Annotated in this window: 12 protein-coding genes; 10 read left to right on the top strand and 2 right to left on the bottom strand. The window is 45.4% G+C overall.

Features of this window, described 5'->3' with window-relative positions; translation table 11 throughout:
* Positions 1-60: 60 nt before the first annotated feature.
* A complete protein-coding gene (locus RBB45_RS20245) occupies positions 61-1,149 on the bottom strand; it encodes an aromatic acid exporter family protein (RefSeq protein WP_306010265.1) in 1,089 nt (362 codons plus the stop codon).
* A 158-nt stretch (positions 1,150-1,307) separates the two neighbouring features.
* On the opposite strand from RBB45_RS20245, the gene RBB45_RS20240 reads away from it, so the two are divergent.
* The 5 genes from RBB45_RS20240 (at position 1,308) to RBB45_RS20220 (ending at position 8,188) form a co-directional block, all read left to right on the top strand.
* A complete protein-coding gene (locus RBB45_RS20240) occupies positions 1,308-2,774 on the top strand; it encodes a response regulator transcription factor (protein WP_306010264.1) in 1,467 nt (488 codons plus the stop codon).
* Positions 2,775-2,913: 139 nt separating this feature from the next.
* Entirely contained in the window at positions 2,914-4,590 is a 1,677-nt protein-coding gene (gene hutU, locus RBB45_RS20235) for a urocanate hydratase (protein WP_306010263.1), read from the top strand.
* Entirely contained in the window at positions 4,587-5,849 is a 1,263-nt protein-coding gene (gene hutI / locus RBB45_RS20230) for an imidazolonepropionase (protein WP_306010262.1), read from the top strand. Before hutU ends, hutI begins: the two co-directional genes overlap by 4 nt.
* 1 nt (position 5,850) lies before the next feature.
* Positions 5,851-6,843 (top strand): agmatinase family protein, encoded by a 993-nt coding sequence (locus tag RBB45_RS20225; protein ID WP_148949221.1) that lies wholly within the window; start codon positions 5,851-5,853, stop codon positions 6,841-6,843.
* Between the two features lie 13 nt (positions 6,844-6,856).
* A complete protein-coding gene (locus RBB45_RS20220; protein ID WP_306010261.1) occupies positions 6,857-8,188 on the top strand; it encodes a YjiH family protein in 1,332 nt (443 codons plus the stop codon).
* A 46-nt stretch (positions 8,189-8,234) separates the two neighbouring features.
* Here the strand turns inward: RBB45_RS20220 and RBB45_RS20215 are convergent, their stop codons facing one another.
* On the bottom strand, positions 8,235-9,344 hold the full coding sequence (locus tag RBB45_RS20215) for a type I phosphomannose isomerase catalytic subunit (protein ID WP_306010260.1): 1,110 nt from the start codon (positions 9,342-9,344) through the stop codon (positions 8,235-8,237).
* 217 nt (positions 9,345-9,561) lie between these two features.
* On the opposite strand from RBB45_RS20215, the gene RBB45_RS20210 reads away from it, so the two are divergent.
* The 5 genes from RBB45_RS20210 (at position 9,562) to RBB45_RS20190 (ending at position 15,489) form a co-directional block, all read left to right on the top strand.
* Positions 9,562-10,857, top strand: a complete 1,296-nt coding sequence (locus RBB45_RS20210) for a Gfo/Idh/MocA family protein (RefSeq protein ID WP_306010259.1) — start codon at positions 9,562-9,564, stop codon at positions 10,855-10,857.
* Positions 10,858-11,078: 221 nt separating this feature from the next.
* A complete protein-coding gene (locus RBB45_RS20205; RefSeq protein WP_306010258.1) occupies positions 11,079-12,020 on the top strand; it encodes a carbohydrate ABC transporter permease in 942 nt (313 codons plus the stop codon).
* Between the two features lie 5 nt (positions 12,021-12,025).
* Positions 12,026-12,862: a carbohydrate ABC transporter permease gene (locus RBB45_RS20200; RefSeq protein ID WP_224906332.1), complete on the top strand. Its 837-nt coding sequence runs from the start codon at positions 12,026-12,028 to the stop codon at positions 12,860-12,862.
* Positions 12,863-12,900: 38 nt separating this feature from the next.
* Positions 12,901-14,244, top strand: coding sequence for an ABC transporter substrate-binding protein (locus tag RBB45_RS20195; protein ID WP_306010257.1), 1,344 nt, complete (start codon positions 12,901-12,903; stop codon positions 14,242-14,244).
* Between the two features lie 135 nt (positions 14,245-14,379).
* Positions 14,380-15,489 (top strand): glycoside hydrolase family 88/105 protein, encoded by a 1,110-nt coding sequence (locus RBB45_RS20190; RefSeq protein ID WP_371931636.1) that lies wholly within the window; start codon positions 14,380-14,382, stop codon positions 15,487-15,489.
* Positions 15,490-15,589 lie beyond the last annotated feature (100 nt).

The raw sequence follows: 15,589 nt of genomic DNA, 5'->3' as shown, positions 1-15,589 counted from the left end.
AATTTATTATAGCATAATAATTATGTTTGTACACTATTTTTTTATATTTTTTTTAAAAAATTATCTGCCTTCACTGGCTGTATCATTTGCCAGCTGAAGCAGCTCTTTACTCCGCTCCTCAAGTGACCTGATATGGATCAGCTCTTCGGCAAGATCATGCAACGAGAGGATCTCATATAAAACCGCAGCCGCAGGTGAGATATGATGATGCTGATGCGGTTGCAAATCAGCCGGGGCAAATGTTTCTTTCTGTTCATTGAACCATTGTGTGAGCGCATTTACTTGCTCCAGATAATCCTCAGCCGGCATAAAGCCTTTATCCTTGAAAATGAATGAAACGGTTTCCATTACCGGGATAGCCGCAGCATTGGTTTTCAGATCCAGGCTAAAGCGGGACTTTGGCAGGTAAACAAGGTTGCCAATATGATAAATCAATTGCCGGAGAATAATTAATTTCTTGTATTCAAGTCTATAGCACCGTATTTCTTTGCGGGTAAAACGGTGAAACCTCCACTCATCCTTCTGATACAGGCACAATTTTTCAATTTTGTCCGTATCCCTTGACAGGTTCTGGAAATCCTCGAGAACTCCTGCTTTATCACGGGGGGAACCTGAGATATGGGTGAATACCGTCATTAAAATAGAGGAAGCCTTTTCGAAAGCTGAGTCTATTCCCAATGTAATAGTCTTAGAATACTGCGGAGGCATGATAAAGATATTGACCAAAGTAGAGACGATCAGGCCTGTGCAGGTTGTGCCCAGACGTATGAAAAAAGAAGCTGCGTAATGGTCGTGAACAGTTGAGATCATTGCAGCTCCGGTGAGCACAGCGACAACGGTGCCCTCATAGAGCCTCAGTCTATGGCAGGCAATGATGGTTGCAAGGGAAACGAATGCATACGAAAACGGACTGTCTCCGAACAGAAATGCAAAAAAGACGGCAAAACCTGCTCCTATGGCAGAAGCGGGAAGGCGGATGAATGCCTTCCTTATCGAGTCAGCAGCTGTTGGTTCTATTGTTACTATGGCTGTTATGACAGCGAACATTGCAGGCCAATCCAGCAAATGGCAGATAAAGGCTGTTAGAAAAACAGCAATCCCGGTTTTGACAATCCTCCCGCCTGCAAAATTAAATAGATATGCTTTCATTTTTTTGCCTTCTTTAACTGTGTTGGATATTTTCATGATATATATATTATATCGCAAATCCCATGCACTATGGGGAAAATAACGAAGAGCCGGATTGCCGGCAAGTAGTCCAATCATACAAAGCAAATGTCATGAGAGGCAGAGAAGGGAGTGCTCCAATGCTCATTCACTTAGTTCCGAAAGATGATCTGGAGGCTCAGGGGATACGCTGGGTGCTGGAATCCCATTTAAGCGGGATAGATCTCAGGGTTTGGAAAAACATTCGTGATTTTTTGGCTGCCATCGAACACGGTTCACCGGGACTGGTCATTATCAATATGGACAGCTGGGAACAATTCTCCGGCGAAGAAGCGGAAGAATTCAAGAGTAAAAGATTATGCTGGCTGGGGATATCCTCTGAAAGGATTTTTCAGACAGCCTACCGCGCACTTAAATACAGGGGAGAGGATGTGCTGTTCAGGCCCTTTTCTTCTTCAGAACTGATCAGGGCTGTCCAGCAGATCAGGTATGAGCTGAGGAACTCGCCGGAGCAGGGGCAAGCCGGACAAGCGCAATTACAGGAACCCGGCTATCCGGATTTGTTTGTCACAAATGGGGAGGAGGAGAGGGGTCTGACCATGGCTGCTTTCCTGACGCCTGACAGCTCAGCGCTTGAGTCATTATACAGCTTATTGAGCAGCCGCACTGCGGCTAAAGCCGGCCAAGTGTTCGCCTTGTCAGAGTTCGTCCTATTTGTCCGCACTTCACCATATGGAGGAGAGGCATTGGACGAGTTCCACTCATTCATGGCGGTTTGGAAAAAAAGCTTTCCTGTCCCGCTTGCTGTTATCGTATATCAAACCAGGAAACCACAATCACTGAAGGATACCTACCAGCATGTACGGATGCTGACCAAACTGATCTTCTTTGAAGGCTATGACATTATCATTTCAGAAAATCATCCGTCTTTAACAAAGGAAATGGACCCTCTCCTGACACCGGTCGAGCAGAGGGAATGGATAGAAATGCTTGAAAAAAGAGACGTAAAAGCCATTCGGTTGTGGTGTGAAAGGGAGTTCCTTGCCCTTGAATCCCCATATCCTGATCCAGAGCTGGTGAGGGTCCGGCTGACAAGTGTGCTTGCTCAGGCGAGAAGATATATGAAAACCTATCAGCTGCAGTCGGATATATTGGAGGAAAATTACCACCGTGTTTTTCAGAAGATTGTCCATTCGCCGACCATCCATGAGATTGTCAATGAACTGGAGAAATTTGCGGCCAGGCTTTTTGAGGAATATAGCCGCAAAGCTATTGATCCTGTCCCGGCTGTTGAAATAGCCGAAGAACTAATAGAGTCAAATTACTGGAACGAGGGCTGGAATTTATCAGATTGTGCGGAATCCCTGGGAATACATAAAAGTACATTGAGCCGGCGGTTTGCTGCCGAGAAAGGACTGACCTTCCGCGAGAGGCTTCACCAGATCAGGATCCGTGAGGCAAAGCGGCTTCTGATTGAGACAGATCTGCCAATTGAAAGAATTGCGGCTATGTGTGGCTATTCACATCCCTCTTATTTTTCGTCCAAGTTTAAATCCATTGCATCTTCCACACCCGCTTCCTATAGGCGGAAAACTAAGTATAATTGAAATTTTTGAAATTCATCATAATTATGTCTACCTCAGTATCTTTGAACTGCAATCATTTGTAAAAATATCAACAGATTATAAATTAATTTCCTCCTGGCCAGAAGTAAAATGAAAGAAACTATAACAGGAGGGAATAGTGATGGAAACAGCTGCTGAGAGAGTGAAAAGATACCGGGGGAACCAACTGAATACAAAAGGCTGGCAGCAGGAAGCTGCCTTGAGGATGCTAATGAATAATCTGGATCCGGATGTAGCAGAAATGCCTGATAAGCTGGTCGTCTACGGGGGGATCGGGAAAGCGGCCAGAAACTGGGAGAGCTTTGATGCTATAGTAGAGACGCTAAAGAAGCTGGAAAATGACGAAACCCTCCTTGTCCAATCAGGCAAACCCGTAGCCGTCTTTAAGTCGCATAGTGATGCTCCGCGTGTATTGATTGCCAATTCTAACCTCGTGCCGGCATATGCCAATTGGGAAACTTTTCATGAGCTTGACCGCAAGGGCCTTATGATGTACGGGCAGATGACCGCCGGAAGCTGGATTTACATTGGTTCCCAGGGAATTGTACAGGGGACATATGAGACTTTTGCCGAGCTGTCAAATCAGCATTTTGGAGGTTCCCTTAAAGGCACTATTACTGTAACAGCAGGCCTCGGGGGCATGGGCGGGGCCCAGCCGCTCGCTGTTACGATGAATGGCGGTGTCTGCATCGGGATAGAAGTGGATGAGACAAGAATTGACCGAAGGATTGAAACAGGCTACACGGATATGAAAACGGATTCATTGGAGGATGCCATTTCCCTGGCTGTGCAGGCAAAGCAGGAAGGAAAAGCACTGTCCATCGGTCTTTTAGGAAATGCTGCTGAAATCCTACCGGAAATGCTGCAAAGGAATTTCATGCCTGACGTCCTGACAGATCAAACTTCTGCCCATGACCCGCTGAATGGCTATATCCCTGCCGGCATGACTATTAGTGAAGCTGAGGAGCTGAGATCAGGGAACCCCGGGGAATATGTCAGAAGGTCAAAATCTTCCATGGCAGATCATGTAAGGGCTATGCTCGATATGATGGAAAATGGCACGATTACTTTTGACTATGGAAACAATATCCGCCAGGTGGCAAAAGATGAAGGGGTGGAAAACGCTTTTGCTTTCCCCGGGTTCGTGCCTGCCTATATCCGGCCGCAGTTTTGTGAAGGAAAAGGACCTTTCAGGTGGGCGGCTCTTTCAGGAGATCCTGAGGATATTTTTAAAACCGACCGGGCTATCCTGAGAGAGTTCAGCGATAATGAGCATTTATGCAATTGGATCAGGATGGCTCAGGAAAAAATCCAGTTTCAGGGGCTCCCATCCCGCATATGCTGGCTTGGCTACGGAGAAAGAGCCAGATTCGGCAAGATTCTTAATGATATGGTCGCGAGCGGGGAACTGAGTGCACCGGTAGTAATCGGCAGGGACCATTTGGATTCAGGTTCGGTCGCTTCTCCGAACCGTGAAACCGAATCCATGCTGGACGGGTCTGATGCTGTTTCAGATTGGCCGATTCTCAATGCGCTCATCAATGCAGTTGGCGGCGCTACTTGGGTCTCCCTTCACCATGGAGGCGGAGTCGGGATGGGCTACTCCCAGCATTCGGGTGTAGTCATAGTTGCAGATGGCACGAAGGAAGCTGAAAAGCGCCTTGAAAGGGTGCTCACTACTGATCCCGGCATGGGAGTTGTCCGTCATGCTGATGCTGGATATGAATTGGCAAAGAAAACTGCGAGAGAAAAAGGTATTAGAATGCCAATGCTTGATAAGGGGAGTGACCAGGCATGAGCAGCAGGATCTTATGGATTAAAAATGCCTCTCAGCTTGCGACTCTCGCCTCAGGCGTGAAAGGTCCGCGCTCAAAAAGTGATATGTCAGAGCTCGGACTGATTGAAAACGGAAGCTTATTGATCAAGGGCAATAATATTTTGGCAGCAGCTTCAGCAGGGGAAATCGAAAAAAAATATGCTGCCATCCTGAAGGATGCAGAGATTATTGACGCTTCCGGCCGGCTTGTCACTCCGGGACTGATCGATCCCCACACTCATGCAGCATATGGCGGCAGCCGGGAACAGGAGTTTGAAATGCGCTTGGAAGGTGCCAGCTATATGGATATCATGAACAGCGGCGGCGGAATCCACGCAACAGCTAGAATGACAAGGGAGGCATCGGAAGAGGAGCTGCTGGAGCAGACTGCTGTCCGCCTTGATTCCTTCCTTGCTCATGGAGTTACAACAGTAGAAGGAAAAAGCGGTTATGGAATGGAGCTGGAAACCGAGCTGAAGCAGCTGCGGACGATGAAAAAACTGAATGAACAGCATCATGTTGATATTGTCCCGACCTTCATGGGGGCACATGCAGTGCCGCCGGAATACAAAGGAAGGGAAGATGAGTTCGTTGATTATATTATTGAAGTGATGCTGCCGGAGGTGTCTGCTGAAAAGCTCGCAGAGTTCAATGATGTATTCTGCGAAGTGGGAGTCTATACTCCTGAACAGGCAGAGCGGATTCTTGAGGCCGGGAAAAAGTTCGGGCTGCTTCCTAAGATACACGCAGATGAGATTGAGTCCTATGGCGGCGCAGAGCTGGCTGCCAAGATGGGAGCTGTTTCGGCAGAACATCTGCTGAAGGCTTCGGAAGCTGGCATTGAGGCGATGGCAAAGGCAGGTACAATTGCCTGCCTGCTGCCGGCAACGGCTCTTTATTTGCGGGAGGAAGCTGCCAAAGGGCGGATGATGATTGACAGAGGGGTGCCTGTAGCAATCTCAACAGACTGCAATCCTGGTTCATCGCCGACAACATCCATGCCCCTCGTCATGAATCTTGCCTGTATCCTGATGAGGATGACGCCGGCAGAGGCATTGACAGCTGCAACCTATAATGCAGCATGCGCCATCAGGAGAGAAGACCGGATAGGATCATTGGAAGAAGGCAAGCAGGCAGATATTGTCTTGTGGAATGTGAAGGACTACCGGGAACTGCAATATTTGTTCGGGGTCAATCATGTCCATTCCGTCTGGAAAAAAGGCATAAAGGTGGTGGGCTAGGATGGAGACTCGCTGGCTGACGAAACCCGGCTGGTCCTGGAATACGGCTGAAGGCAGCTCCCCTGAATTCGTCCATCAATGGATCCGTCCGCTGGAACAGACAGAAGGGGAACCCAATGTCATCATTTATGGAGCACCCTTATCAAGATCATCCATCAGTGTTTCAGGTGCATCCTTATACCCGGATGAATTCAGGAAAATGTGGAAAGGATACGCAGCCTATAATCTTGATGAAGATATCGATTTGACCTCTTTAACTGCTGCTGATGCAGGAGATGTACTTATGCATACAACTGATATCCCCCTTTCCCATAGCCGTATTCAGGAGACAGCCTGTTCACTGGCAAAAGGCTTCCCTGAATCTGTCAGCTGCCTGATCGGCGGGGACCATTCAGTCACTGCCTGCTCTGTCCGCGGAATTAAGGAAGCTTTTCCTGACGAAAGGATTGGGATCCTTCAGCTGGATACCCATCTGGATGTAAGGGACCCGAAGGAGCTCGGGCCTGCGAATGGCACACCGATCCGCCAGCTTATCGATGGCGGTGCTGTGAAGGGGGAAGATATAGTCAATATCGGACTTCATGGCTATTTCAATGCAAGGCCGCTGGTTCAATATGCAAAAGAACACAAGATCCGGATGGTGACCATGAAGAATGCCCGGAGGCAAGGGCTGATCCAAACAGTGCAGGAGTCTCTGGAAGATTTGGCAGCCAGGACAGACCGTGTTTATGTAACAGTGGATATGGATGTTCTGGACATCTCCGCAGCCCCGGGCGTGCCTGCGTCAACTCCGGGCGGTATGATGCCTGGCGAACTGTTTGATGTCCTGCTCGAAATTGGCAAATGTCCGCATGTTTTGCATATTGACTTTGTCTGTCTTGACCCGACAAAGGATTCCAACGTGTCAGAAACGGTAAAAGCGGGTGTCTATGCCTGGCTGCAATTTATGACCGGCTGCACAATGCGGAAAGAAGGATTGAACATTCACTGTTAAGGGAGCGATTGATATGGAAACCAATCTGCCAAAACAGCCCGGTACAGACATAAGCATCAAAACGCCATTTATGTGGAAATTCTTCGTTTACAGTTTCATAGGCGCGTTCATTTTCTTTGTCCCCATTACAATCGGCGAAAAGAAATCCATCCTGCTTGATCATTTTGTGACCTATATCCAAACGGCAGCGGAACCTGCCATCCCTTTTTATACTCTGTTCATTTTGGCTGCAGGAGCCATATATCCTTTTTGGACAGGGAAATGGAAGAAATCCGCTACAGATATAATTTTTTCTATGTTTAAAGTGGCTGGTCTGCTGACAGGCATAATGATTCTCCTGAATCAGGGTCCAGCCTGGCTGTTTGATCCGGATATGGGGCCGTTTTTATACAACAAGCTTGTAGTTCCCGTCGGACTGCTGGTGCCGATAGGGGCTGTATTCCTTTCTTTGCTGGTAGGCTACGGCCTTTTGGAATTCATCGGGGTCCTTGCAAGGCCAATCATGCGGCCCATTTGGAAAACGCCCGGGCGTTCTGCCATTGATGCTGTCGCTTCTTTTGTGGGCAGCTATTCGGTCGGCCTTTTAATAACCAACCGCATCTATAAAGAAGGCAAGTATAACGGCAAGGAAGCAAGCATCATTGCCACCGGCTTTTCAACTGTTTCTGCCACGTTCATGGTCATTGTGGCAAAGACCCTCGGGCTGATGGAAATGTGGAATCTGTATTTTTGGCTTACTTTCTTCGTAACCTTCCTTGTAACAGCGATTACGGTCAGAATCTGGCCGCTGTCGAAAATTAAAGAAGATTATTACGAAGGATCTGTTCCGCAGCCTGAAAAAAAGGTTCAAGGAAACCTTTTCGCTGCAGCATGGGCGGAGGCCAGGCAGACAGCGGAATATTCACCGCGCCTCTTGGAGAATATATGGGGCAACTTGAAAGATGGGCTGCTAATGGCTATGGCCATCCTGCCATCCATCCTGTCGATCGGACTGCTTGGCCTGGTTTTAGCTGAGTTCACTCCGGTTTTTGACTGGATTGGCTATATCTTTTATCCGTTCACATCCGTTCTGCAGCTGCCGGAGCCAATGCTTGCTGCTAAGGCAAGCGCACTTGGCATAGCAGAAATGTTTCTCCCTGCCTTGCTGGTCACTGAAGCTGCACTGGAACTGAAGGTTGTCATTGCTATTGTCTCTGTATCAGGTATCATCTTTTTTTCGGCGCTTGTGCCTTGTATTGTATCGACGGAAATTCCTCTTTCAATTCCCGTGCTGATCGTCATATGGATTGAAAGGGTGATCTTGACGCTGGTCATTGCTGCACCTTTAGTCTATTTGCTGCTCTAGAATGAGAACAGCACGGCTTCGGCCGTGCTGTTTTTCTATACGCCATTCATACTAACGCCGGACCAAATAATCTCAAGCCTTTTAAGGGAGTTTTCCCGGTAGTTTCAATTGAAAGGGTGACTGCTTTTGCAGGAATAAAAAGCTGATCGCCTTTTTTAACATATTGCTCCATCTCGCTGGCTTTAATGACTGCATTCCCTGACAGAATATATAACCCGAAAAATACGCCGTCTCCCCCTAATGTAACCTCTTTTTCCACTTCAATAAGAGTCATTCGGAAACATGGTGTTTGCTGATAGCCAATTATTTCGGTTTCTTTAAATCCTGCAGTTTGCAATAATACAGCAGGAGGTATTTTCCACTTTTCCAAGGTTTCTTCGCTCGTATAAGTTTCGTACCGGAATATATCAAACATTTTTTCGAATCCCAGTCCCTGGTGAAGCAAGTAGTCCTCCAGCTTTAATCCGGAAGGGGAGGACTTTTCCAGGCGGATTGTATAATCAGTGGGTTCCTGGATTTCAACCAGCAGGCAGCCCGCTCCAATGGCATGGGGGATACCAGCTTCAATCAAGAAGGTATCTCCAGGGCGGACATAATACTTGTGCATGCAATCCAGCATGGCTTCAATATCTTGTTCATTAAATAACTTTTTCCATTGTTCCTTTGTGACACCGGGTTTGAAGCCTAAGTAAACATAAGGAGGCTCCCCGTTGATTTCTCTGCCTCCAATAAAATGCCAGCATTCAGTCTTGCCATAAGCGGAATTAAATAATTGCCGGGCCTTTTCCTTGTCAGGGTGGGCCTGTATGATTAAGCGCTCAGCCGAATCGATTAACTTTACGAGTACACCAGTCTGCTTTCCAAGTTTCTCAACATGCAGTTTGCCTAAAAAGTCGATGGGGTGCTCATCTACCATTTCCTTTAAAGTAATATCTATGCCAGGCAGATCCAGTTTATTTAATCCGTCCGCTTCCCGGCCTTCTGTTCGGCTTGAAACAATTGATATGATCCATTCTTCCGGGAAATGGCTATCTTCTGTATCTTCTTTACCATGAATTTCATCAATTAGTTTTCCGCCCAGGTAGGTTCGCCATGATCGTGCTGGGGAGAGTTTTATGGGAGCTGAACCATTATCAATAATAGAATGTCTATTCAAATATATTCCTCCTTCTTTTTATTATTTGAAAGTCTGTCTTCAATAATAGTAAGTGAATGCGCTTCTATTAATAATTAAAGATTTTAAGATGAATGAGTAAAATTTTAAGAGAATCCTTCAGCCGCCAAATAATTCATTGAGAGGACGCAAAGATTGATTTACACTATCGTTACCAGCCGTATGGCAGTGCTAACAATATGTGGATGGAGGATGAGGAATGAAAAAATATGCTATTTGCGGTGTCAGCAATCGGGCTTTGGAAATGTTTATGCGGCCCATGATGAATGAATTTTCCAAAGAAACCGGGATTGCAGCGATATTGGATTCCGATCCTTATCGCTTTAAGGTCTGCAAAGAGAAATTTCCGATGCTTGAACATGTGCCGACGTATGATCCGGAGCAATTTGAAGAAATGATAGACCAGACAAAGCCTGATTATGTAATTGTCGCAGGCAGGGATGATACGCATGTTGACTACATTTTAAGGTCATTGAAGAAGCAGGTTGATGTCATAACTGAAAAACCGATGGTGACGAATGCGGCAGATGCCTACAAGGTCATGAAAGCTGAAGCGGAAAGCGAAGCTAAAGTGATTGTCACATTCAATTATCGATACAGTCCATTTCACCGGAAGATTAAGGAAATGATACTGGAAAGCAAGGTCGGCCGAATTACTTCTGTGGATTTGAATTGGTATATAGATACATTCCATGGGTCCAGTTATTTCAGAAGATGGAATCGTGACAGGAATTTTTCCGGAGGCTTATCAATCCATAAATCAACGCATCATTTTGATTTGGTGAATTGGTGGCTCGATCAAAAGCCAGAAGAGGTATTTGCATATGGAAGCCTTAATTATTTCGGGCCTGAAGGAGAATTAAATCCGCGAAAAGTACCGAGCCGCTATTGCGGAACATGTGCTGATCAAAGCAGTTGTACCTATTACAGGCGCTGGAATCCCCGCAGCGGAACCAGCACTGTAAAAGACGACCATCTGCTTGCTGGAGTATATGAAGAAGTGCCTTATACTAATTACAGGCCGGATGCCTGTATTTATGATGAAGAAATCAGCATTGAGGATACCTATGTGGCTTCAGTTAGATATGAGGGAGGAAGCTTACTGAGCTATTCTATAAATTTTTCCTCTCCTTATGAGGGTTACCGATTGGCAATCAATGGGACAAAGGGGAGGATAGAAACGGCAGAATATCATGAGCCCTCACGGATTCATTTCAAATATCCAGATCAAACCATTGATTATTTTCCCCTCTTTGGTGCGAAAGAAACAATAGAGGTTGTTAAAAACCCTGGGGGCCACGGCGGCGGCGATCCCATTCTGCTGGAAGATCTTTTCCTTGGCCCTGACCCTGCAAGGAACTATCCGATCCTGGCAGGCTCACAGGCTGGTGCTTATTCAATAGCGGTTGGAGAAGGTGTCTGGCGGTCAGTGCAGGAAAAAAAGCCAATTAATATAAATGGACTCCTATTTTCCAGCGAGCAAGCCATCATCTAATTAATTCTTTAAATCGAACCTGCCTAATCCTGTTAAGGAAAGGGCAGGTTTTTTGCTGGAACATCCAAGCCATTTTATTGGGATAAATTTCTGCTGAATGGTTTCCAATAAAATCGAATTAACTAAAATATCTTAAAATTTCAACTAATCATCTTAAAATCTTTGATTATTTTAGAAAACGTTTTCATTTACAATTAACTCAAGAGAAAGGGGGAAACTAGATGAGTTACTCGCCAGGGGTTCCTGAATCAGTAATCAACAGCAAAAAGGCAGTGGAAAAAAAGAAAATTAAAAAAGAGAAATTAATTCCATATCTGTTTATACTGCCATCTTTTCTTATCATCCTGGGATTTTTGTTTTACCCGATTGCGACTGTGTTCTATTATAGTCTGCAAAACTATGACATTTCAGCACCATATTATAATGGCTTTGCGGGGCTTGATAATTTCAAACACATCTTTACTCAGGACGAATTATTTATCCCCAGCTTAATTAATAGTGTGAAATGGGTTGTTTCTGAGGTCGGCCTGCAATTAATCTTTGGGATGATCCTGGCCCTCCTGCTAAACCAGACCTTCAAGTTCAGAGGCTTCGCCCGGGCAGTTGCTTTCATCCCTTGGGCAATCTCAGGGGTATTGGCATCGGTAATGTGGTCAATGATGTTCAACGAACATATGGGTGTAATTAATGACATGCTTATGAAGGTGGGGATCATTGACGAGCCAAAGGCTTTCTTAGCCAGCACATCCACCGCTTTCGGAGCTGTAGTGATTGCTGAGCTGTGGAGGGGGATTCCTTTCTTCGCGATCACACTTTTAGCTTCTCTGCAGAGTGTACCGGACGAATTATATGAAGCAGCAAGGGTGGACGGAGCAAACCGTTGGAAATCTTTTATCTATGTTACTCTGCCTCAACTGAAAAATACGATAGTGCTGACAACCTTGCTAAGGGTAGTATGGGAATTCAATAACGTTGACCTCCTGTTCAACTTAACGGGCGGCGGTCCTGCACATGCTACAACGACATTGACGATGTATATTGCAGATTTGGCTGTTCACGGAAGCAACTTTGGATATGGTTCGGCATTAACGGTTGTTTCATTTGGGATACTTCTAATCTTTGCCATCCTTTATTTGAGGCTATCCCGTTATGAAAAGGAGTGAGTTGATTGTTTTCAAAAAATAAGAAATTAGACAAAATCCTAACCTTATATCTACCTTTAGCCATGATGCTCAGTTTTACCATCTTTCCAATCTATTGGACAATCAACACTGCATTAAAGCCGGAAGGAGATATAGTAAAGAGGCCATTGCAGTATTTCCCAGCCAACCCGACTGTTGAAAACTTTGTTTATTCATGGACCAATATCGGATTTGCGACCTTTTTCAAGAACAGCTTGATTGTTGGCATCTGCACTGTCATTGTTGTTCTTATATGCTCAACCTTATCTGGATATGCTCTGGCAAGATACCAGTTCAAAGGAAAAAAAGGGTTCTTGCTGATGCTGTTATCCACGCAGTTTATACCAAGGGCCATGATGATTATCCCGTTGTTTGTCATTTTTAAGAATCTGGGATTAATCAGCCATCCGCTCGCTTTGATCATCACATATACGGCAGTAGAAATTCCATTTACGACCATCCTGATGAGCGGATTCATCGCAAATGTACCTAAGGAACTGGAAGAGGCTGCTATGATTGACGGCTGTACAAAATTGCAATCCTTGCGCCATGTAGTTTTTCCGTTATTGCTCCCAGGCATCGTGGCAACAGGCGTTTTTACTTTCATCTATACCTGGAATGAATTTCTGCTTGCGCTGATGCTGACCAATCAGAATTCGAAGTTTACGCTCCCGGTCGGATTAAGTACGATGCTGGGCGAATTCAATGTCAATTACGGGGCTCTGGCAGCCGGAAGTGTAATCGCTTTAATTCCTGCAGTGATATTATTTGCCTACGCACAGAAACACCTTGTCAATGGCATGGGTGGGGCTGTCAAAGGCTGATTAATACAAAAAATATTAGTTTCTAAAAGGGAGGAAATATGATGTTGAAGCAAAAATGGGGGACTTCGGCACTTGCTCTTTCAATGGCTGCCGGATTAGTCCTGACAGGCTGCTCTGGCGGAGATGAGGCTTCATCTGAAGGCAAAGATTCTGGCAGTAAATCCGATGGACCTGTAACTCTCCAATTCTGGGATGAAAACGCAGGACCGGCGCGTACACCTTATTGGGAAGAAGTGATCAAGCGGTTTGAGGAAAAGAATCCTGATATTGATGTTGAATATGTCGGGATACCGAATAAATCAGCAAAATCCAAGTATGATGCAGCGATAGCGGCCGATGATACACCGGACATCGGTTCTGTCCAGACAACCTGGCTGCCGGAGTTCTCAATCCGCGAAGCACTGGCGCCGCTTGATTCTTACTTTGAGTCATCAGATATCAGCGGAAAGCTGAACAGCAATGCAATAGAAGCCAATAAATCCATTACCCAGGATGGGAAACTTTATGGCATACCCTATGCGCAGAACCTAGATGCTCTATGGATCCGTTCAGACTGGTTTAAAGAAGCAGGCGCCGCCGAACCTAAAACATGGGATGATTTCTTTACAACCATTGAAAAGATGACGGATAAAGACAACGGCCGTTATGGCTTTACAATCCGCGGAGGTGCTGGTGCATCCTTTACCATTCAGCGTGCCATGTTTGCCTACAGCGGCCTGGATTACTTTAACGAAGATGGAACAACCAACATCAATGATCCAAAGCACGTAGACTTCGTTGAGAAATATGTTTCTTATTATGATAAATTCACTCCAAAAAGCGATATTACCAACGGATACAAAGAGATGATCGCCGGCTTTGATACTGGTGTTGTCGCGATGGTCCATCACAACCCAGGTTCTTATGGAGAACATAAAAAAGCTCTGGAAGATGGCACATATCAGCTGATCCCGCTTCCAGCCACAGATGATGGCCAATATGTTGCTGAAGGCGGAAATGCAGTTAATCTGGCCATGTTTAAATCATCCGAACATCAGGACGAAGCGTGGAAATTCATTGAGTTTGTCAACTCTGAAGAAGCACAAAGCTACTGGAATGAACAAACTGGCCAAATTCCAACCAATTCAGATGTATTAGATGACCAATGGGTACAGGATGCACAGCATATCAAGGTAGCATTTGACGTCTACAATAATGAGAATACAAAGCTTTATATGCCGCCATTCTATTTGCCGGATTACCGTTCTATACTTGATAACCTGGTAGACCCTGGATTCCAGGCAGTGATGACGGGCGACAAGTCAGCTAAAGATTTCTTGGATGAATGGGCAAAAGCCATTGAAGATTCAAAGAAGAAATATGACGACACTTTTAATAAGTAATCAAATGTATCTTATGCTTGCCGGGTCAATTGGGGTGTTGCTGCTGGTTTTCAATCAGGACAAAGCGGGTGTTTAAGTTATTAGCACCCTTTTTGTTTGATTGCCTCAAATATTACAGGAAAAGGAGACAGAAAAATGGGAAAAACAATTGATAAGATTACAACTGAAACACCATTGATGATGGCAGAAAAGGCTTGCCAGGCACTTATGCAGACATTTCGTGCAGAAGAGCTTCCGCCGGTTGGTGAATTCCATTATCACCAGGGGGTTTTTCTGTATGGCATGTATCGTGTCTATCAAGCAACTGGGAAAAAAGAGTATCTTGAGTATATAAAAGCCTATTTTGATAACTTGATTGATGAATATGGAAATGTCCGCTTTGAAAGGGACCAGCTTGACTCTACAATGGCGGGCATTCTTTTATTCCCGCTGTATGAAGAAACGAAAGATCAAAGGTATATGATTGCAGCGAAGCGTTTAAGAAGCGCGCTGGAGACGATTAACAGGACATCAGAGAATGGATTCTGGCATAAGGAAAAATATCCTTATCAAATGTGGCTGGATGGTCTTTTTATGGGAGGGCCCTTCATGCTGCTTTATGCTGAGCACTTCAATGAGGAAGAATTGATCCAGCATGTCCTGCTTCAGGAAAAGCTGATGAGAAAGCATATGACAGACGAAAAAACAGGTCTGCTTTACCACGCCTGGGATGAGAAAAAAGTCCAGCCATGGGCAGACCCTGAAACAGGCCTTTCACCAGAATTCTGGGGGCGTTCTGTCGGTTGGTATGGCACAGCATTGATCGACCTGCTGGAGATCCTTGGGGATAAGAAGCGGGGCCAGGAAGATTGGATCACTTCTCTTCAAGACTTCATCCCTGCGGTTGTTAATTTCCAGGATGAAAAAACAGGCCTGTGGTATAACATCATTGATAAAGGTGACCTTGAGGATAACTGGCTGGAATCATCATGTTCCTCATTATTCCTGTATTTTATTGCAAAAGGGATTCAGCATAGCTATGTTGATGACACATACCGCGAAAATTGTGATAAGGCATATAAAGGGCTGCTGGAGCATATGGTCGATGAAAAAGAGGAAGCAATTGACTTAAAGGGTATTGTGATCGGGACATCTGCAGGTGTTTATGACTACTATGCAGAACGTCCTACATCGGTCAATGACCTCCATGGGATGGGCGCCTTTATCTTGGGAAGCATGGCATACCATGATTTGCTGAAGGCATAGAAGAAAACTCCGGACATCGTTAAGTGTATGAAATGATAAAGAAATGAACCTTTTCTTAGCCGTAATCATGTGTTATAAGAAAAGGTTTCTTTTTTCAGGG

The organism is Bacillus sp. MMSF_3328 (genome assembly GCF_030733525.1).
In the GTDB taxonomy this organism is placed as follows: Bacteria; Bacillota; Bacilli; order Bacillales; family Cytobacillaceae; genus Bacillus_AB; species Bacillus_AB infantis.
Note: the sequence above shows the minus strand (reverse complement) of the source record. Positions and strands in the feature narration are given on the sequence as shown.

Excerpts from the sequence above, each read along its gene's own strand:
- RBB45_RS20190 (WP_371931636.1), top strand. The coding sequence starts at position 14,380 with ATGGGAAAAACAATTGATAAGATTACAACTGAAACACCATTGATGATG.
- RBB45_RS20225 (WP_148949221.1), top strand. The coding sequence starts at position 5,851 with ATGGAGACTCGCTGGCTGACGAAACCCGGCTGGTCCTGGAATACGGCT.
- RBB45_RS20195 (WP_306010257.1), top strand. The coding sequence starts at position 12,901 with ATGATGTTGAAGCAAAAATGGGGGACTTCGGCACTTGCTCTTTCAATG.
- hutU (WP_306010263.1), top strand. The coding sequence starts at position 2,914 with ATGGAAACAGCTGCTGAGAGAGTGAAAAGATACCGGGGGAACCAACTG.
- RBB45_RS20210 (WP_306010259.1), top strand. The coding sequence starts at position 9,562 with ATGAAAAAATATGCTATTTGCGGTGTCAGCAATCGGGCTTTGGAAATG.
- RBB45_RS20245 (WP_306010265.1), bottom strand. The coding sequence starts at position 1,149 with ATGAAAGCATATCTATTTAATTTTGCAGGCGGGAGGATTGTCAAAACC.
- RBB45_RS20205 (WP_306010258.1), top strand. The coding sequence starts at position 11,079 with ATGAGTTACTCGCCAGGGGTTCCTGAATCAGTAATCAACAGCAAAAAG.
- RBB45_RS20220 (WP_306010261.1), top strand. The coding sequence starts at position 6,857 with ATGGAAACCAATCTGCCAAAACAGCCCGGTACAGACATAAGCATCAAA.
- RBB45_RS20240 (WP_306010264.1), top strand. The coding sequence starts at position 1,308 with ATGCTCATTCACTTAGTTCCGAAAGATGATCTGGAGGCTCAGGGGATA.
- hutI (WP_306010262.1), top strand. The coding sequence starts at position 4,587 with ATGAGCAGCAGGATCTTATGGATTAAAAATGCCTCTCAGCTTGCGACT.